Raw genomic sequence first — 19822 nt, forward strand, 5'->3', positions numbered from 1 at the left:
CTCCATAAAATGTAATTAATTAAATATTAACATAAATTTATTTAATTATTATTAATCTAGCATATATCCACATAAATTTTACAAGCTATGTTGGTGACGATGTTGCTGCTCAATATCGATAGCACTTGATACATCTAGCCACGTTATTGCAACTAGCAGAAATAATGCAGACCACCGTAGAATATCCAAGCTATATGGTATGGTTATTGGGAACACGATTCCCAGAACTATTGCACTAACAATTGCCACTGAAAATAAAGACACAACTGTGATAGTAATTTTATTTTCTCTGGTTTTTTCTATTTGCGTTTTTTGGATTAATGTGGCAGGTTTTCTCATATAGTTAATATAATATTAATACTAATGTATAATTATTAAATTAAAATAAGGCGATTTAACATTTTAGTAATATATTAGATGTAGAATAAGGTCACTTTAGCGTAAAATAATTTTTGCTATGTCAGCGTCAATATGTCAATAATGTATAGTTAATTTATGGAGTAGTAAATATGGTAAGAGCGTGGCTTTACGATAATATATGTCAACCTGTGAAAAAGTGTTATAATTATATTACAGGGAAAACAGGGGAATCAAGTGACACAAAAGTTGCTTCAGAAGGAAGTGCAGATCATTTAGTACATAACATTCAAGGTGATGTGCCTTCATCTCAAGATGATATGCTTCTATTTCAAGATAATATATCTACATCTGGCAATAATGATATCCTATAGAGGTTATGAGGATCACACCATCTAAAGTTAGAAAGTTTCTAGAGAGGCCTGAAGCTTTAAGTGGTGTGTTAATCCACGGAAGTGACAACAATAGGGTTAATTTTTATGTACGGGAAATAATTGCGAGTTTGAGTGGTTATTCAGTTCAGGTAATGGATTTTGTGGCGGTAAATAAGTCACCTGGTTTACTCCTTTCTGAATTGGCAAACGTTTCAATGTTTACCGGCAAAAAGTTAATTAAGCTAATAAATGTAAGTGGGAACATATCCAAAGAGTTAAAAAGCGTATTGGACTCTAATACTGGTACTAGAGATAATTACGTAATGCTGATAGCAGATGACCTTTCATATAATTCTACAATTAAAAGTTACATGGAGAGCTCAAAAATTTTTGGTGTAGTTGCTTGCTATAAGGATAGCAACAGTAATCTTCATGATATTATCTCGGGCTATTTGAAACAAAGCGATGTAAAATACACAAATGAGGCAATCTATCATCTGCAGTCTTACTTCAACCATAACAAGTTGCATATATATTCAGAGCTTGAAAAGTTGGTGTTATATTTGGGAGAAAGAAAGGATCTGAAACTCGTTGATGTGGAGTCATGTTTTTCAACTTCTGGCAATAACTATGCTACACTTGATAACTTATGCTCTGCTATAGCAAGTAAAGATATAGCTCATTTTATTAAAATTTCTGACACATTAATAGAGCAAGAGAATTTTTCACCAATAGCGTTGATTCGTATTATATCAAATTATTTTCTGCGTCTTGAAAACGTTTTGCTATTGATGCAAGGTGGAGCAAAAGAGCAGGATGCAATTGATCAGCTGAGTCCACCATTATTTTTTAAACAATTGCAAAGCTTTAAGTCTCATTTAAAAAATTTTCAACTTTCAGAACTTAAGAAAATCTTGGAACATTTGATAAACTTAGAAATTACGTGCAAAAAAACTGGCTTGAGCCATAAAATGCTTTTCGAGCAGGCAATTTGTGAAATGGTTCCGCACTATAAATACCATTAAATATCTTTATATTCATAGTGTCCATTCAGGTAAGTGGTAAAAGGTAGATAGATATGCTAAAAAGATAAAAAATGGTAATTTAAGTCTATTGATCTTCTACATACACTTCAAGGCTTACACCTGTAATCTGCAAGCACTTCATCAATAGTGTACAGAGTTTGCGCAGCTTCAACAGCGTTTGTGGGCCTAATACCTGCTGCAACGATTAATGCTTTCCATAAGGTCCAAGCGCGACCACGTGCCCATGTACCGGCGTCAAGGGGAAGCCTTCCGCGGAATGCTTCCCTGTTTTTTCCTCTGAGCAGCGTCCAGGCGATTGTCAAATCGCAAGCTGGGTCGCCAATCCCCATCATTCCGAAATCAATGACGGCGCTCAACTTCCCTTCTTGCACCAACAAGTTTCCTGCACTGACGTCGCCGTGGAACCACACTGGCGAACACTGCCAGGTAGTCTCAAGCGCTGCTTCCCAGAGCTCGGTTGCAGTACCGATATCGATCTTACCCTTGAGTACAGCAATTGCCTGCCGTACTTCAGTATAGTATGTCATTAGTGCTCCTCCACGATAAAAATTGTGCTGTCCTGGCAGAGGTCCATCCGTCGTATCTATGCTTTGTAAAGCAATGAGGAATTGAGCAAGGCTGGTTGCAAAATCACACTGATCAGCTATGTTTGCAGACGCAGCGATTTCACCATCAATCCATCGATAGATGGACCATCGCCATTGGTAGCCCTCACCTGGTTTTCCCATTGCCAAAGGCTCTGGAATCGAAAGAGGCAGTAAAGGTGCCAATCGAGGCAACCACTTTTGTTCCTTTTCCACCTGCATTGCATACTTCTCAGCACTTGGCATGCGCACAAGCATATGCTCGCCCAAGTGAAATGTTTTATTGTCCCATCCGCTGAGAGAGGTTGCGACTGGCCTTATATGTAAACCTCTAAATTGTGGAAACTGGGTCTCCACTAAGCGGCGCACGAGTGCTGTGTCTATCATTAGCTGATAAAATGAACTTTGTCTGCAGTAAATAACTTCATATGTATCTTCAGTTATTTAGATTTTTTTCTCTCTGTATACACTTTGCCTGATATGAACAGAAATGCTAATGAATAGATTAAATTCCACGTTGCCAAAGAAAGGCCTAAAATATAATAAGGTCTATCGCAAGATGGAGAATAATTAGGATTTAATAGATTATTTCTTAGTTCTTCTACGCTAGCGTTTGCACTTGTTTGCTCTGTGCATCCAACGACATCGTAAAACCAATGAAACTCAAGCCCAATATGATAAAAAGATATTACAGCACCTATGATGTAACTACAAAATATCATATAAATCAGAATTTTATTGTTTTTAAGTATGCATGCTATTGCAATTAGTCCTGCAATGTAGTGAATCACACGTTCATATGTACATAACTTGCATGGTAGCATATTGAAAAAATATTCCAATATATATGCGATAATCAGCGCAGCAGCGCTAGAAAGCAAGAAGATTACAGGGGTTTTAGAATTTTCAGACATAGCAAACATAGTAAGTAATTTATTACAATAACTACTCAAAGTCAACTAATTATTGAAACCAATTCGATAGTACTACAGCTAAAGTAATAAATCTTACATAACAAGATAATTTATACTAACGGTAGACTATTCTATGATTTTTTTTACCACGCTCGATTTCAAGCCACGAATAAAATCTTCAATACTACATGAGTTCCTGCCTTCCATTTGTACAACTTTAGGAATTAAAGTGCCACCTTTTAAACTTATGTGCATATTATCATTAATAATCTCACCTTGCTTTGAAGCTGAATGTGTGTTTATTTCAAAATCAGCATCAAGTATTCTGATGCGTTTATTTTCTATTTTGATAAATGCCTTTGGATAAAACGCTTTAATTTTCCTATAAGCAATTTCACAAGTATCGCTTGCATAAATTTTATAGTCTTCTACTTTATCAGCATAGCATGCATCATTGTCGTTTTGCTTTATAGGAATATATTTTTCAATTTCATTTAATATATTAAGTAGTAAATTACCACCTAGTTCAGACAATTTTTCATGTAGCACTTCATAATTGTCATTCTTTTCAACAGGAAATTTTTCCTGTTTTAAAATAGGGCCAGAGTCTAACCCTTCATCTAATTTCATAATGCTTACACCAGTTTCCTGATCTCCAGCTAAGATCGTGTGTTGAATTGGAGCTGCACCACGCCACCTTGGCAATAATGAAGGATGAATGTTGATACACCCATACTTTGGAGTATTTAAAATTTCTTGTGGAAGTATTAATCCATATGCAGACACAACTGCAACATCAGGTTTGAAGTTTTTAAATCTTTCTTGCTCTACTGAGGATTTTAGAGAAATAGGAGTGCATACCTCTATATTGTTTTCTTCAGCAATAATATGTACAGGAGATTTTGTCAGCTTTTGCCCGCGACCAGAAGGCTTCGGAGCTTTTGTATATACCCCTACCATCACATTATCTGATTTGAGTAATAAGATTAACGCACTAACAGCAAACTCCGGTGATCCCATGAAGATAATTCTCATGCTACCGATCCCTCTGCTGCCCCTTATTGCTTTAGAAAATCAAGAATTCTCTGCTAACTTACCGCTTACAGTTTCCACTAATTTAGCAAAATCATCCTTATAATTAACAGCCATTTCAGCAAGGATCTTCCTATTTATCTCGATTCCAGCAAGTGTAAGTCCATGGATAAATCTTCCATAAGTAAGCCCATGCTCTCTTACTGCTGCATTAATACGTATTATCCATAAACCACGAAAATCGCGTTTACGATTTCTTCTGTCTCTGTAAGCATATTGCAATGCTTTTTCAACTCTTTGTAATGCAGTTCTATAACAATTTTTTGCACGCCCTCTATAACCTTTTGCTAGTTTCAATATTTTTTTATGACGAGCGTGGGTAGTGACTCCACGTTTTACACGAGCCATTCTATTTTACCTCCATTTTATTAAAGACCATAAGGTATATAAAGTTTAACTATGCGCGAGTCGGATTTGCCAAGAATCGTTGTACCGCGCTGATTACGAATATTAGATTTACTTCTCTTCACCATTCCATGTCTCTTCCCTGACTGAGGAGCAATAACTTTACCCTTAGCTGTAAGACGAAAACGCTTTTTTACAGAAGACTTGGTTTTTAATTTTATTTTCTTCATATTCTAAATAAATATATAAACATCACTACTCAATCCTTTAATAGCAACTAAGTAGTAGTATAAATAATTTTATTAAAGAATCAAATTAAAATTGTATATTAAACAAGCTTAAATGTAATTACACCTAATATATGAGTAATTTTATCTTTATTGCCAAGTGGCAGGAGTACTTGCCTCATTTTAACACTTTCGCTTTCTTCTTCTTCATTAATTGGACATTTACTATCTACTATAGTATCAAATTTATCAATAACTGAATCTACTTTATATAATCGCAAAAATGGTGCATCAATCGCATATTTATTATCAATACGCATTTTTTTCTCAAAACCATAGAATTCAATAGCCTTTTCTCCTGCATTCTCACAAATATAGCCTTGATCTTCAACTGCAATGATAAAACAGTTTTGCCAAGACTCCATTATTTCAGAAGTATCTATCTCATCTATTCCTGGCCAGAGTCTGTCACCTTTTATGTCGCTCCAATGTTGAGCAACTACATTTGCTATTCTTCTTTCTTTGCCGGTATAAGCTCCCATTCTAATTTCCACATATAAAATACAGATATGACATGAATTTATCGTGAATATATTGATTTTTCCTTACCACAAGGTGTATAGAAGGCTTGTATAGCGTATAATTGAGTGTAAAAATAAGATCTAGCGAGATTCTGAGTTGTGATTTCTTGTTTATTTACTACCCAACAGGACGCTGAGGAGGATTTTTGATTGTTTCTAACTGTACAGATTCTAATTTACTACCACATAACAAATATCCACAAATTGCAACAGCAATTATACCTGTTACAGCTGCAATAAACGCAGCAGATGTGCTTCCTGTCAGTATAGTAACTGCTAATGTACCAATAAAGACAGCAGCTAATGCTGCTGCTGTATATTTCAGTGCTTTACGTTCTTCGAGGGAGTTTATTTGATTGCAATAATCATCAAATGTTTTTTTAACTTCTGGATCTTGATCTTGCATGTTTTCAATTTGATCATGAAGTTCTTGGAATGCTATATGGTTTGTCTTTTTTAGCCACGATATATCTTCTTTGATCATTTGACTGTCAAGCAAATAATCAGACATTTTTACATCACTTTTCTTATTGCCTGGTCTTTTAATGCATAGTTCATGAGGTATTGTTTGTTCTGTATAGGTACTAATAACATCATAACTAGATAATAATGCATATAGTATAATGCTAGATTTTTTTTGTTGCTCATTATTATCTTTAAGACATAATATTGTATGGAGGAGTTTGAGATAATCTCAGTTGCTCTGAATAAGTCTTCGTCCTTGAGCAAGTTGAATATTGCATCTTTATTTTCATCTTTGGCCATATCTTCTACGATAAACGACCAATAGTGCTTGTTATTATTTATGAATCTTAAATAGCGAGCCAATTGTGTATGCACTTCCGAATCCTGTTGTTTGTCATTCAAAATAACATCGACTGTTTTAAGAAAATCCTCATTATTAATAAAGCCAAACCCTACACCTTTATTTTTATTTATGAGATTGGTTATATCTTTTATAATAGATGATTTATCTTCTGTACTTAACTTACTATTATGTATCAGTCTTTCAAATTCTGTAATATCTATTCTTGCCATGTGAAAGTTGTTAATTACGTGGTAACTATAGTCTCAAATTATTAATTATACAATAATTATATTATGTTTTTATATAATCTTGTTGATTTTTTAATTTACTTCTTTGAGAATAAGCTGTATGCGCAAAAATAAATTGGCAATATTTCAAGCCTACCAAGCAGCATTAAAGCTGATAAGAGTAGCTTTACTTCACTACTAAAAGAAGAGTAGTTACCTGAAGGGCCTATTAAACTACTGAATCCTGGACCAGAGTTTGTAAGCATTGCAGAAACAGAGCTAATGCTAGTTATAAAATCAGCATTACTTAAGTAAGACATCACTATTGATGAAACAGTGAACGTTAATATATAAATTGCAAAAAATACAAAAACAGAGTGGATTTCATCATTTTCCAAGGTTCTACCATTAAATTTTACTCTATCATCTGCATCTGAGTTTAATAAAAGGTGAAAGTAATTTCTTATAGATCTTAAAAGCACGATCATTCGGAAGATTTTTATACCACCGCTTGCAGAGCCACTGCACCCACCAACAAATGTTAGAAAAAAAGCTAGGACTGAAACAAAGCTCCAATTTATATGATTGCAAATTGTATGACCTGTTGATGTAACCAAAGATGTGGCAGTAAATGTGCTATATCTAAATGATAAAGCGGCCCCTAAATCAACATTTTTATATAACCAGAAATAAGTAAATAGGGACGAGATAATGACTATCCTAATAAAATAAGAGACCTGTTCATCATGGCAAATGTCTAAACGTCTTATGATTTTTAAATAACTAAGAAAAGGCAGAGAGCCCAAAATCATAAAGATAATTGTTATAACTTCGAGCATAGGGTTATTGTAGTGTCCTATAGAGTTGCTATAGTTAGCAAATCCACCAGTTGATACGGTAGACATGCCATGGCATATAGCATCAAATAGCGACATACCAGCTAAATAATAAAAAAATATGCATAATAAGATAAGGCTGTAGTATATTGCTGTAATGTGAATTACTACGCTTCGTGTATGTGGCAATCTCTTTTTGGTAGCGTCTGAATATTCAGAATAGAGTAAGTTATTCAGGCTCAGAATCTTGAAACTAGGAAAAACTGCAATTCCTATAGTTATTATACCAAGGCCACCTATGCCGTGCAGCATTGCTCTCCATAGCAATATTCCTGGAGATTGCTCTTCAATATTGTTAAAAACAGTTGCCCCTGTTGTTGTAATACCAGATATTGCTTCAAATAGCGCGTCAACGTAACTTAGATTGCTGAGGTAAAATGGAATAGCTGCAAACAAAGAAGAAACAATCCATGTGCAACTAGTAATCATGAAAATTGCCGACATGCCATGCAACTTATTTAATTTACCCAGAAAAATAAAAGCTACGCCAAATGCAGAGGTGATGATGAACCCAGCTAAAAAATTTTTCCATTCAAAGCTAAGATATTTATTAATAACCATAGGAATAATCATTGTGAAGCTAAACAACAATAGGAATATTCCAATAATGAATGTAATTGAGCGCAGAACTTGCAAATGTTGCTGATTTTCCATCGAGCTAATGTCTACTTACTTCTTAACCTATATAGTTGAAAAATTTCAGAATTACAATTTATATGTTTTAAATTTATTGCATTATTTAAGGGATCTATTTCACTAATTTGAAAAACCTTCAATTATTATGCTAAACAACTCTTTTCCATTATGGAAATTTAATCTATTATGTAATATATAGTTTATATGGGGTAATAGAGTGTCAACTTTTCTTGATAAGAAAATCAATAATAATGAATCTTCTGAAGCTAAATCTAAAAGCCAGGAGGATTTTGAAAAGGAATTAGAAGATTTTGTAGCAGAATTGGAAGAACTAAAAAAATCTGTTGAAAGCATGTGGCGGATAGGAAGGTGGTGGGATTGTAGTCCTTTTAAACCATTCACATGGTTAAATGTGAAAGAGTTTAAAGATATAGCAGATAGTTACATACAGCTAGTTAAAAACAATAACTTTGAGGACAATCGCGAGCAAATCTCTGAACTTGTAAGCAGCACACTAGTAAAAATGGAAACTCATCCAAGTAGTAAAATGAGAAATTTGCTCGGGTATTGCATAGGTAAATCACATGGATTCCAAGGTACATCATATAATAACATAAAGAGGCAAAATGAATTAAAAGGTGAGATTATATTAAAAAAAGATATAGCTATATCAGAATTAGAACAGAAAATTAAAGAATCAGAAAAATGTGTTGAAGAAAGACTAAGAGCAGAAAGTCGCCAATTAAAAATTCAGTTGGATAATAAAATACAAAAATTGGAAGACGAAAACCAAGAATATAGGACAAAGATAAGTAAATTAGAAAAAGAACTGCGAGAAAACAGTGAGGAGAGGGATAGAGAGATAGAAGAGCTGAAAAAAGAGAATCAAGATAGAGATAAAAGAGAACAGGATCTGAAAAAAGAGAATCAAGAAAGGGATAAGCAAATAGAGACGTTAATGAAACTCTGCAACACACTTTCGCTTGCGCAGATGGCAACACAAAATGTACCAAACACTGAAATGAGTAGTGTACAACTATCACAATCTCTCCCTTCGCTTGAAAAATGAAGATAGAGAAATTTATAGAAATTCTTGAAAAAGAAAATCTGAAAAGTAACTTGTATAAAAAACTCAAGTGGAAAGAAAGCTATATTCCGAAAAGCCATGATGAGATTAAGAAATTAGTGAATGAGCTTGGTAAAAATAAACCTGCAGGGTGGAATAATAATATCTTGCGTTATACAACTTTTTCCAGGCAACAAAGTTTGCTAATTTTTTCGTTGTGGCTGAGTGGATTAGCTTTGTGTTTTCATTTTCAAGAAAAAAAAAGATTAATTGCCCTTTCTGGATTTGTCGGATTATCAGCATTTCTTGGGTATTTTTGGTGGCTTGGTAAAAAAATTAAAACATATGAAAATATTTATGATGAGGGAGAATTAATGGTAAAAAGTTTTAAAGTAAAGACTTTGGAAAATAAAAAATGGCAACACATCTTTAATATTTATGATGAGATAAGCGAAGATACGAGAGTTGTATTAGAAGAGGAATTAGTTTTATTTGACTTAAAAAGAAAGAAAATATCTATAAAAGACTTAAAGTTAAAAGAAATATTAAAATTATTTAACTTAACAGGAGTGCTGGAAAGGTTAGATAATAGTTTGCAAGCAGTAAGAGAAAAAAGAAAGCTTGACCAGGATCATGACGAATATTTTAATGAGCAAGTAAATAGGGCGTTTCGTGCATTATCTTTAAAATATCATCCGGATTCTGTGAGAAGAGCTGGAGGATCAGAAGAGCAAGTAAAAGATGCTACCGAGATGCAAAAAGGCGTAAATACTTTGTGGGAAATTATGAAGAATTTGCATATAATTTCCACTAACACCGACCTTATAGAGAATTTACAAGGAGATTCAAAATACTGGAAGCTTTTTGTACGCGAGAAATTTAGGTATTGTTCATATAAAGAAGTAGAAATACATTTACTTGATGGTGAAGAAAAATTAAGCCGCTTAAACGACAAAGTGTTAGATGCATTGTTATTTTTATCAATGATGCAAGAAAAGTTATTGCCTTCTATTGATAATTTTATAACAAGCACAAGAACTAAAATAGGAATGTTTTTAAATAACAATATTGATGGTTTTGTGCAAGAAGAAGATGATGTGCAAAAGAGGTCTAGCTATAAGTTTTATGCTTGTAAGCATGCCTTAAAAATGCTGACTAGTGATTTATATTTCTTACGTTTTCGATGTGAGTCTGATGAAGATTTAAGCTGTATAAGAAATTCAGTAAAAAAATTATTTCAAGATAGTAAAGTGCAGCATCAAATATTGGAGTCACTGGAAAATTTTTTTTCACTTTCTTTGATTGGTTCTTTTATCTCACTTGAAGAAAAGCAACTGCACCCGTACTCTGTTACGCACAGAGAGAATTATAAAAAAGCTAATGAATATTTAGTTTTACCAGTTATAGAATATTTAAATATTTTACTTATATGTACAAAAGTCTATTTAAAGGATAAAGAAGAACCTGGAAAATTTGAAAATGTGTGGAATGCAGCAACAAGCTGGACAGGAAAATTTAGAACATCTAAAAATTATCAAACACTGCTACCCAGCAACATTTTAGAGGAAACAATAAATAATTTTTCACTAACTGAGCTGCATAAAAGTTCTTATTATTTAATGACATATTATTGTTATGGAAAGAATGAGAAGGAGATAAGAGAGTTTTTTGATATAAAATTAAGTAAAGAAACAGCAAAAGAACTGCTGATGAAAGTGATCGAAGTATATAAAAACCATTTAGAGAAAGAATTTAATATAGAAAAAGATTTTTATGAGAAGGTCGAGGAAAAAAGAAAAGATTTGGAAAGTATAGATGAGTTAATCGAAAGATGTATAAAAAAAATAAATAGAGAAAATTTGCCACAAATAAATGAAAGGTTAAATAAAATAGCAGAATTAGAGATAGAAGCTTGTGAGTTAATAGATAAAAGTCAAGAATTAGAAAAAGAACTGCGAGAAAACAGTGAGGAGAGAGATAGAGAGATAGAAGAGCTGAAAAAAGAGAATCAAGATAGAGATAAAAGAGAACAGGATCTGAAAAAAGAGAATCAAGAAAGAGACAAGCAAATAGAGAACTTGATGAAACTCTGCAACACACTTTCGCTTGCACAGATGGCAACACAAAATGCACAACAACTACCAGATACAGAAATGAGTAGTGTACAACTCTCACAAGCTCTTCCTTCGCTTAACAAATGAAGATATAGAAATTTACCACCCCAATTGAAAAATTTGCAAAGCGATGCATGAATTTAAGCAACAAGCACTTCAAACCACAATTCTTAATAGCCTTAAAAATTTACTTGGAGTGGCACAGCCTATATTCCTCATATTCTTCATCCTCTAATTCTTCAAGAATCTCTGGGTGACGATCACTAAAACGAACGATTATTGGAATGAGCTCTTGTTTTGTTTTTTTAATTAGCAACTTTTCAAGGCGATCTTGTTCATCAACATATTCTAGAGATGAACGATATTCCTGTCTATCAAGTTGAATCAAAGCAAAACATGTTGCAGCCATATGCTTACACGGACCACAATATCCTAATGCAGGGCAGGAACATTTTCCAGTAAGGTATTGACCGTTGTGTTTCAATGTGACCTGATATACGCTTGATCCAGTCACATTTGATTCAGCGTGAGATTCATTAACAGATACGATTTGTACCATTCCATCATCGAAATAACCTCTTCCTTTGGTGATATAAGATTCTTTAATAAAATCTCTGATATCTTTATAATTTAACCTCATTTTGTGCCTCCTTTTTAAAGCCTTTCTAAAAAGAATACACATTATATTGTTAATATAGCATAAACGTTCAAAGTCACATTCATTCATACCTAGTGCTTTTGTAGAATGCTCTTGCTCTTTGAAAATTCATCGTTAACTGTGGTTATTTTGCGATGTATCCAGCGTATTTATTTGAATTTCATCTTACAAAATATCTGCTGAATTAAAAAAACAATAGGCAAATCAAAAAAACGTGATAGACTACTGGGTATTTTATTTCAACAATAAGTACATCCAATAAATAACAAAGTTATTTGAAAAGTACTTTATGTTTTTCTAATCAACGGTTTTTGCAATTTTTGTAGCTCAGCCAACAAAAATTTTGCAAAAAAAACTCATGTCAAGCGGCAAAAACTTAACCAAAATACCGGAAACAATTCATTCAGAGGTTCTAATTGTCACTAAACCCTCTGCGAAACCCAAAACCTAACCAATGAAATATACTGTTAAACAAACAACGAGGTACATATGAATTTCAACATTTTTCAAAAAAAGAAAACTCAAGTATTTACTAAACATTCCGCTTTGCAGCTCATGATGGAACCAAGCTGGAGTAAGCGTGATTATGTGAGTTTTGCTGAAGAGGGTTACATCAAAAATGTTATTGCTTTTCGTGCGATAAATATGATTGCAACTGCTGCAGCTTCAGTGCCATTTACTCTCTGCCAGTTTACTCAGCAGGGGAAATCACAATTGAAAATCCACCCATTATTAAAATTGCTCTATTCTCCGAGTCCGATAACATCCAAATCAGAGTTTATAGAAGGTATTGTGACTTATCGGCTAATTAGTGGAAATGCTTACATGCTTATGATTGAGTCACAAAATAACAAAAAACCACCAACGGAACTTTACCTTTTGCGCCCAGATAGGGTTGAAATCGTGCCTGGAAGAAATAATGTTCCTTATATTTATCGCTATACGGTAAACAATAACAGTTACGATTTTAAAGTTGATAAGCTAACAGGGCGCTCAGCAGTGCTGCATTTAAAAACCTTTAACCCATTGAATGATTGGTATGGCCTATCACCGATTGAAGCCGCTGCATATAGCATAGACCAACACAATCAAGCAGGTGCTTGGAACCAGGCAATGCTACAAAATGGAGCAAGGCCAAGTGGTGCAATAGTGGTGAAATCAGCAAAAGATGGAACTGGTGGAAATTTAAGTCAAGAGCAATACCAACGCTTGAAAGTGCAGATAAATGATCATTACTCTGGTCCAGTGAATGCAGGAAGACCGATATTACTTGAAGGAGGGTTGGAGTGGAAAGAAATGAGTTTATCACCAAGAGATATGGATTTCATTGAATCCAAGCACAGTTCAGCCCGTGATATTGCTCTGGCTTTTGGAGTGCCGCCACAGTTACTTGGCATACCAGGTGATAACACTTATAGCAATTTAGCCGAAGCTCGTTTATCCCTTTGGGAACAGACAATTTTACCAACACTGGACAATATAGTCTGCCACTTAAATTCTTGGCTAGTGCCAAAATTTGGTAACGATTTATGCTTATCGTATGACAAAGATGCGATAGAAATCCTAATGGAAAAAAGACAAAAATTGTGGAAATACGTAGAAAACGCAAGCTTCATGACACTCAATGAAAAAAGAGAAGCCTTCGGCTTACCACCAATGCATGGTGGTGATAAATTGAGTTAAAAATCTGACATTGTTTGTAAATATACTAACATTATTCCAATAAGCTTATATCTTAGTAAAATTAGTATAATCATTATGCTTTTAGCATTTGCTTAAATTTAATTAAAGTGAAAGATAATCGAACATGAAACAGAAATTATCGGAGGCGTCGTAATGATAAAATTTTTCAACATTCTAATTGTAACTTTAATTCTCTCTTTTGCGTTTGATGCAAATGCTGATGACACAACAAGGACAATATGCAATATAGTAGACTATACCAAGACACTAGGTGGCCCAATGATCACAATAGTGATAATTGGTGCAGCTTTGCTTTCGATATTTGGTAGAATGCCGTGGCCTGCGCTTTTTGCACTTGGCATGTTTACTGCTGCGTTTTTTGGTGCCCCTGCAATTGTAAAGGCAATAACAGGAGTGGAAGCATGTGGCGATACTCCAGAATCAGCGTGTACTAAGGCTGGGAAAAAATGGGATCCAACAGCCAAGACATGTGCTTAAAAAGATTAAAAGTCTGAAAAATGGTGCTTCCAAAAGGAGCACCATAATTATATTAAACCATAAACATTTACTGAAACTTTCTTCGCTTGAAAGGTGTAAAGGTTACATAATTCGATGATAAATAACAAGATATTTTGATCTTAATAGAATTAGTATAATTATTGAATCATTAGTATTTTCTTAAATTTAATCAAAATAAGAAATAATTTGGTATAAAATTGAAATAGGTGTGATGAAAAAATTTCTTTTATTTGTTGTTTTTCTATTTTTTGCATTTAATGTAAATGCTGCTAATTTTAGTAACAAAAAAGGCGACAAGTTTTATAACTCAAAAGTTACAGACCATCCATCATGGTTCATGTGCTCTATCGTTTACTACTTTCGTTATATAGGTGCACCGATTATTACGTTAGTAATAATCGGTGCAGCCTTGCTTGCAATATTTGGCAGAATGCCGTGGCCAGCACTTTTTGCACTTGGCATGTTTACTGCTGTGTTTTTTGGTGCACATTGTATTGTAAGGTATGTAGCACCTATAGATACACATAGCTGTTACAGTAAAACTTATAAGCCATCTCCTGTTCCTCTGGGAGCTAGGGTACTTGGTGATGAACTTTCATCTATGGATACATACGGATGGTTTGATTGGTTGAAATTTTGGTAAAACCATCAAGTTATGTCATGGACTTTCGCTGAAACTTTCTTTATGTCTTCGCTTGAAAGTGGGATTAGACCTAACCTAAATAGGTACCCACTTTCAGTGCTGATGGAGTCTATGACCTCTCTGATAAACTCCCTTAATCCATCAACAGTGCCTAAGTGCTCTTTCTTTATATAAAGGTATAAGGGTCTTGCTAATATGTATTTCCCTGACGATATATTTTCATAATTTGGTTCAATTCCTGCAATGGTGCTTCCTTGTATTTTATCTTGGTTTCTCATTAAAAAGCTGAAACTAAATATTCCCAAGGCATTTCTGTTGCTTTTTAGTTTTTGTATTATGATATTCTCGTTAATCCCAACTTCTATGTATCTTCCATCATCTCTTATATTGCTGCAGGCTTTTTTTCTTTCTTCTTTATTTTCATAATTCTCTTTGAAAACTCTTGAGTTCATGCAGGAATATTGATCAAGCATAATGAAATTAATCAAAGTTTCGTATGTACCTGTATTCTGGTATGGACCATAAATCTCAATTTCTGTTTTTGGTAAGGTATAGTTTACATCAGACCAAAATTTTTTGTCATTTTTTACTAATTTTTTGTCATTTGGAGAGTATGCAGATAAAGTATCAAATATATCTTTTTTTGAGAAATCAAATCTATGACTTTGGTTTGAATTTGCAACGACAATTCCATCATAGCCAATAATAATCTCTATCACGTCATTTACGTTATTGCGTTTACATAACTCTCTTTCTACTTCTTTCATAGGGCGAGATGAAGTGGTTATATCTGGAGTATCTTCGCCTGTTCCAGAGCAGAACATTTTGAATCCAGATCCGCTACCGATTGATTCCACAATTGGAGTTTTAAAGGAAAACACGCGGTTAAATTCTTCAGCTATAAATGAGATAAAAGGAAAAACAGTTGAAGATCCAACAATTCGAATATATTTTCTTGCTTCAACTGTTGACAGCGGTATGAATACTGTGAATATCAAAATCAGTAGGAAATTTCTAAACATTACTTTGTGCTCAAGAACATAAGTCTAATTATTATAGTAAAAAATTAAACTGGAAAGCCTTAATTTTGCGATAGAGCTAACTCAGGTATGATTTATCGATTAATAACATTATCATCCCGCTGTTTGTTAGCAGGATCTACTACGAGATACCACGAACACGTCCACAACTGTACGAACATCCCGTAAAGCGATAGGTCTTGTGTTAAGTATCAACTAAGAGTGTCATCCCAGTGCGTGACACTTGTATCTTTATGATGTGAGGCATTAGAGCTAAAATACCACGCAGGAAGGGTGAAGCCGACTTGACACTAACGCCAATAAGGCCGAATTCCAGATTTTGCTCCCCTCCCATAGAGTTAAAAGACTGAACAGTATCTTTGGAATTATATCCCGTATTACAAGGTTAGTCTAAACTCTCAGTTTATTTATAGTCTTGGAGGTAATTTTATGCAAGTAAATGCTATTTTGGGTGTGGATATTTCAAAAAAGAAATTTGATGTTTGTTTGCTGATGGACAATAAAAAACGACACAAAGTCTTTCAAAATAATCAGGATGGCTTTGCAAAGCTTGTGGTTTGGTGCAATGGCCATGGAGCAAATCTTATTCATCTGTGTCTTGAGGCAACTAGCTGGTATGGGGAAGATTTGGCTACTTTTATGCACGATTTAGGGCATAATGTTAGTATAGTAAACCCGGCTCAAATCAAGGCTTTTGGCAAAAGTGAGCTGCTCAGAAATAAAACAGATAAATCAGATGCAGCTATGATAGCTAGATTTTGTATTGCGAATAAACCTGCTCTTTGGAAACCAATTGCACCTGAAATGAGGCATTTAAGAGATCTTTACCGTTGCCTGCAATCGCTAAAAGATGATATGTTGCAGCAGACAAATCGCTTGGAAAATGAAAATATGCATTCCAGCTGCAAAGAAGCTATATCTAAGGTAATTTTGGCAATAGAGGAGCAAATTATTGTTCTCAAAACAGAAATTAATGAGCATATAAATCACTACCACATCTAAAAAATATGGTAGAAAACCTCAAGACTATAAAAGGTATAGGACATCTTACTGCTGTTGCTGTTATTGCAGAAATGCCAGCGGCTGATAATTTTGATAATGCTAAGCAATTTACAGCTTTTGCTGGCCTAAATCCAGGACATTATGAATCTGGATCGTCTGTAAGTAAGAGAAGTTGCATATGTAAAATAGGATCTGAGCGCGTCCGAAAAGCCCTTTATATGCCAGCTATAGTAGTCAAAAACCATAATAATCATTTTCAAAAATTTTGTCAGCGTCTAGCAAGTAAAGGTAAATGCCCAAAAGTCATAGTCCTTGCGTTAATGAGAAAATTAATGCATGTCTTTTTTGGTATTCTTAAAAACAATCAACCATTTAATTGTAATTTAGTTGGATAATTTGTTTGACATGAAAGACAGTATCTGGGATCTATTTTTGCATGTAATCTCACCATGGTGTTATATTTTGATGAGAATTTTGATATTTATTCGCTAGGTTAATTTGCGAACAAAGTTCGCTGGATCCCAGTGTCACGCACACAACTGTACGAACGTCTAATTTAGCGATAAGATAGGAAAAAAATTAGGGTGTGAAGTGTGTTTTATTACAAAGAAATAATATCAAAATTGCCGAAAGCAGTGTTAGATGAAATAGGCAAAGCGGTTGGCGTTGATTACAAAGTGGGCAAACTTACGGGAGAAAATATATTTAATTTACTGCTGTACAGCATATTGGAGAAAAACGAGCTGAGCTTGCGGACTATCGAGGAAAATTATCGTCGGATGTTTTGCCTGAATACGCGCCATTCATCGGTGGCAAGCCGCTTAAAAACGATACCAATTAAGTACTTCGAAAGAATTTTTTCGTTCGTTTTACAAAGTTTTTGTAACCAAAAAGACCAAGAAAAGCTATTAATTATAGATTCCACAACCCTGCAGTTATCGAGCAAATTACTGCAATCTGCAATACCATGGCGTGGTGGTGCAAAGAATATGGTAAAGTGCACCGTTGCCACTGACGGCAGGTTTGCAAAGTTGCTGAACTTGTATACTCAAGCCAAGGGCTCCTCTGACAGCACATCGTTCCGGGAAATGATTTTAAATCACGGTCAAGAGTCGATTTGCATATTTGATCGAGGACTGCAAAAACGTGCAACTTTCGAGGAGTTTATAGATAAAGGCATACATTTTATCACACGTGGCAACGATAATATTCGTTATCAAATTGTGCGTATCCACGGAAAAGTTGCAGGCATGCAGACTGGAACGCTTGAGCTAATGGAAGATGTAGTAGTCAGGCTGGGGCAAAAAGGTTCAAGATTTTTGTCGTTTGAAATCAGGCTAATTAAAGCGCAAAATCGACAGAATGGCGAAGTTCTCACATTTTTGACTAATATTTATGAAATGTCTGCTGAAGAAGTCTGCGCTCTTTACAAAAGGCGCTGGTCAATAGAAGTTTTCTTCAAATTTATCAAGCAGGAGCTCAACACGAAGCATTTTCTTGGACATAGCAAAAACACAATTTTGGTCACACTATACATGATTCTTATTGCTTCGGTTTTATTAACAGAATACAGAAAACGCAGCGAAATCAAGAGTTATAAGTTTGCAAGGAGAGCTTTTATGAATGAACTCAGGCTTGAAATCCTAAAACCTGTCATTGAATATTGTGGTGGAAACCCAGAAAAAGTCTACGATTATTACCTTTTTCACTTTCCATAACAAACGTTCGTACACTTGTGTGTCACGCACTGGGATGACAGGTAAGGGTGGCTACTTGGACAGGTAGGAGGGCTACTTAGATGACGCGCAGAGATTTTTTCCTTCCTGCATTTCCACTAATTATATACAATCAATATATGATACATGGCTGGCTCAATCTCAATAAACCAATAGGTATTAGTTCTGCACAAGCTGTGAATCAGATAAAAAAAATTTTTGATATTAAAAAAGCTGGTCATTTAGGAACACTGGATCCTTTAGCTTTTGGAGTTTTACCAGTTGCTCTTGGTGAGGCCACAAAAACTATACCTTATTTATCTTCTGACTTAAAAGCGTACGATTTCACAGTAAAATGGGGCGAGCAAAGAACAACGGATGATTTGGATGGTGAAGCTATGAGGAGCAGCACTATTGAACCTAAATATGATCAAATAAATTGTGCGATAAAAAATTTTGTTGGTGAAATCACGCAGACTCCTCCGGCATTTTCAGCGGTAAAAATCAATGGAGCAAGAGCATATAAGCTTTCACGAAATGGGCAAAAAGTAGATATTAAATCGCGTCTAGTTTACATACATGAGCTAGAATTGATTGCTGTGGACACAGCGCATAATAGCGCTGACTTTTCTATGGTGTGTGGTAGTGGCGTATATGTTAGATCGATCGCAAGGGATCTTGGCATTGCTTTAAATTGTTTTGGGCACGTTATAAAATTAAAGAGAACTATGGTAGGTGATTTTAGAGACGATGAGTCGGTGACAATTGAGCAGCTTATTAATTCTATGGTGTCATCGCAGCCTACGATTTCATCCCAATATAACCCTCTGTCATCCAAGTCCCTTTTTTCCCTGTCATCCCAGTGCGTGACACTGGGATCCAGATATACAAATATGTACAAATCGTATGATGAGAAAAAGACCCTAGGAACACATGTCAAAAACAATGTTTGTGATAAAACAGGCTGGATTCCAGCGTCACGCGCTGGAATGACATTAGGTGGTACTGCGATGGCAGGAAATGATACTGGAATGACAGAAGGTGATGTGGTAAAAGAGAGTAATGCAGAAAATTTTGTTATTCCAATTGAATCTTCTTTAAAGTCAATGTTAAAAGTTGAAATTTCTGCAGAAGAAGCAAGAAAAATAAGAGACGGTCAGGAAATTACATTAAATAACTTGTGTAATTTGAATAATTATGATATTTGTTATACGATAGTGGGTAATGTACCTATTGCGATCTGCAGTTTTATTTATGGCTCAGTGAAGCCTATTCGTGTTTTTAATATTTGATAT

General features: G+C 34.6%; 20 protein-coding genes and 1 pseudogene. 10 read left to right on the forward strand and 11 right to left on the reverse strand.

Annotation, left to right across the window (positions count from 1 at the left end):
* Positions 1-509 precede the first annotated feature (509 nt).
* Both ASM33_RS03545 and holA read left to right on the forward strand, forming a co-directional pair.
* Positions 510-731: a hypothetical protein gene (locus tag ASM33_RS03545; RefSeq protein ID WP_110410348.1), complete on the forward strand. Its 222-nt coding sequence runs from the start codon at positions 510-512 to the stop codon at positions 729-731.
* A gap of 5 nt (positions 732-736) precedes the next feature.
* Positions 737-1756 (forward strand): DNA polymerase III subunit delta, encoded by a 1020-nt coding sequence (gene holA / locus ASM33_RS03550; RefSeq protein ID WP_110410347.1) that lies wholly within the window; start codon positions 737-739, stop codon positions 1754-1756.
* 107 nt (positions 1757-1863) lie between these two features.
* On the opposite strand, the gene ASM33_RS03555 is transcribed toward holA, so the two are convergent.
* From ASM33_RS03555 to ASM33_RS03595, 9 genes are all read right to left on the reverse strand, one after another.
* Positions 1864-2748 carry an aminoglycoside phosphotransferase family protein gene (locus tag ASM33_RS03555; RefSeq protein ID WP_110410346.1) on the reverse strand — a complete coding sequence of 295 codons (885 nt, stop codon included), beginning with the start codon at positions 2746-2748 and terminating at the stop codon, positions 1864-1866.
* 53 nt (positions 2749-2801) lie between these two features.
* On the reverse strand, positions 2802-3275 hold the full coding sequence (locus tag ASM33_RS03560; RefSeq protein ID WP_110410599.1) for a disulfide bond formation protein B: 474 nt from the start codon (positions 3273-3275) through the stop codon (positions 2802-2804).
* Positions 3276-3401: 126 nt separating this feature from the next.
* Complete coding sequence (fmt, locus tag ASM33_RS03565) at positions 3402-4310, reverse strand: methionyl-tRNA formyltransferase (RefSeq protein ID WP_110410345.1); 909 nt, start codon at positions 4308-4310, stop codon at positions 3402-3404.
* A gap of 39 nt (positions 4311-4349) precedes the next feature.
* On the reverse strand, positions 4350-4715 hold the full coding sequence (rplT, locus tag ASM33_RS03570) for a 50S ribosomal protein L20 (protein WP_110410344.1): 366 nt from the start codon (positions 4713-4715) through the stop codon (positions 4350-4352).
* Between the two features lie 20 nt (positions 4716-4735).
* Positions 4736-4942, reverse strand: a complete 207-nt coding sequence (rpmI, locus tag ASM33_RS03575; protein ID WP_110410343.1) for a 50S ribosomal protein L35 — start codon at positions 4940-4942, stop codon at positions 4736-4738.
* Positions 4943-5040: 98 nt separating this feature from the next.
* On the reverse strand, positions 5041-5481 hold the full coding sequence (locus ASM33_RS03580) for a PAS domain-containing protein (protein WP_110410342.1): 441 nt from the start codon (positions 5479-5481) through the stop codon (positions 5041-5043).
* A gap of 157 nt (positions 5482-5638) precedes the next feature.
* Positions 5639-6031, reverse strand: coding sequence for a hypothetical protein (locus ASM33_RS03585; RefSeq protein ID WP_110410341.1), 393 nt, complete (start codon positions 6029-6031; stop codon positions 5639-5641).
* 2 nt (positions 6032-6033) lie between these two features.
* Positions 6034-6558, reverse strand: a complete 525-nt coding sequence (locus ASM33_RS03590) for a hypothetical protein (protein WP_110410340.1) — start codon at positions 6556-6558, stop codon at positions 6034-6036.
* Positions 6559-6653: 95 nt separating this feature from the next.
* Positions 6654-8105 (reverse strand): TrkH family potassium uptake protein, encoded by a 1452-nt coding sequence (locus ASM33_RS03595; protein ID WP_110410339.1) that lies wholly within the window; start codon positions 8103-8105, stop codon positions 6654-6656.
* Between the two features lie 199 nt (positions 8106-8304).
* Between ASM33_RS03595 and ASM33_RS03600 the strand changes: the two genes are divergently transcribed.
* Together ASM33_RS03600 and ASM33_RS03605 are read left to right on the forward strand one after the other, a co-directional pair.
* Complete coding sequence (locus tag ASM33_RS03600; protein WP_110410338.1) at positions 8305-9156, forward strand: hypothetical protein; 852 nt, start codon at positions 8305-8307, stop codon at positions 9154-9156.
* Entirely contained in the window at positions 9153-11354 is a 2202-nt protein-coding gene (locus ASM33_RS03605; protein WP_110410337.1) for a hypothetical protein, read from the forward strand. The genes ASM33_RS03600 and ASM33_RS03605 overlap by 4 nt, the downstream gene beginning before the upstream one ends.
* A 100-nt stretch (positions 11355-11454) precedes the next feature.
* Here ASM33_RS03605 and ASM33_RS08700 read toward each other — a convergent pair whose 3' ends face one another.
* The gene (locus tag ASM33_RS08700; RefSeq protein ID WP_237342962.1) at positions 11455-11907 is read right to left on the reverse strand and encodes an SWIM zinc finger family protein; all 453 of its coding nucleotides are present in this window, start codon (positions 11905-11907) and stop codon (positions 11455-11457) included.
* Positions 11908-12414: 507 nt separating this feature from the next.
* Between ASM33_RS08700 and ASM33_RS03615 the strand changes: the two genes are divergently transcribed.
* The 3 genes from ASM33_RS03615 (at position 12415) to ASM33_RS03625 (ending at position 14770) form a co-directional block, all read left to right on the forward strand.
* The gene (locus ASM33_RS03615; protein ID WP_110410336.1) at positions 12415-13608 is read left to right on the forward strand and encodes a phage portal protein; all 1194 of its coding nucleotides are present in this window, start codon (positions 12415-12417) and stop codon (positions 13606-13608) included.
* A gap of 156 nt (positions 13609-13764) precedes the next feature.
* Positions 13765-14106 carry a TrbC/VirB2 family protein gene (locus tag ASM33_RS03620; protein ID WP_110410598.1) on the forward strand — a complete coding sequence of 114 codons (342 nt, stop codon included), beginning with the start codon at positions 13765-13767 and terminating at the stop codon, positions 14104-14106.
* A gap of 232 nt (positions 14107-14338) precedes the next feature.
* Entirely contained in the window at positions 14339-14770 is a 432-nt protein-coding gene (locus ASM33_RS03625) for a TrbC/VirB2 family protein (RefSeq protein WP_110410335.1), read from the forward strand.
* A 5-nt stretch (positions 14771-14775) separates the two neighbouring features.
* Here the strand turns inward: ASM33_RS03625 and ASM33_RS03630 are convergent, their stop codons facing one another.
* The gene (locus tag ASM33_RS03630; RefSeq protein WP_110410334.1) at positions 14776-15792 is read right to left on the reverse strand and encodes a substrate-binding domain-containing protein; all 1017 of its coding nucleotides are present in this window, start codon (positions 15790-15792) and stop codon (positions 14776-14778) included.
* A gap of 447 nt (positions 15793-16239) precedes the next feature.
* On the opposite strand from ASM33_RS03630, the pseudogene ASM33_RS08930 reads away from it, so the two are divergent.
* The 3 genes and pseudogenes from ASM33_RS08930 to truB all read left to right on the forward strand — a co-directional run bounded on the left by ASM33_RS08930 (position 16240) and on the right by truB (position 19819).
* A pseudogene (locus ASM33_RS08930) lies at positions 16240-17207 on the forward strand (IS110 family RNA-guided transposase).
* A 198-nt stretch (positions 17208-17405) separates the two neighbouring features.
* On the forward strand, positions 17406-18530 hold the full coding sequence (locus ASM33_RS03645) for an IS4 family transposase (RefSeq protein ID WP_110409390.1): 1125 nt from the start codon (positions 17406-17408) through the stop codon (positions 18528-18530).
* A 137-nt stretch (positions 18531-18667) separates the two neighbouring features.
* Positions 18668-19819 carry a tRNA pseudouridine(55) synthase TruB gene (gene truB, locus ASM33_RS03650; protein WP_110410597.1) on the forward strand — a complete coding sequence of 384 codons (1152 nt, stop codon included), beginning with the start codon at positions 18668-18670 and terminating at the stop codon, positions 19817-19819.
* Positions 19820-19822 lie beyond the last annotated feature (3 nt).

It is taken from the genome of Wolbachia endosymbiont of Folsomia candida (assembly GCF_001931755.2).
Classification (GTDB): Bacteria; Pseudomonadota; Alphaproteobacteria; order Rickettsiales; family Anaplasmataceae; genus Wolbachia.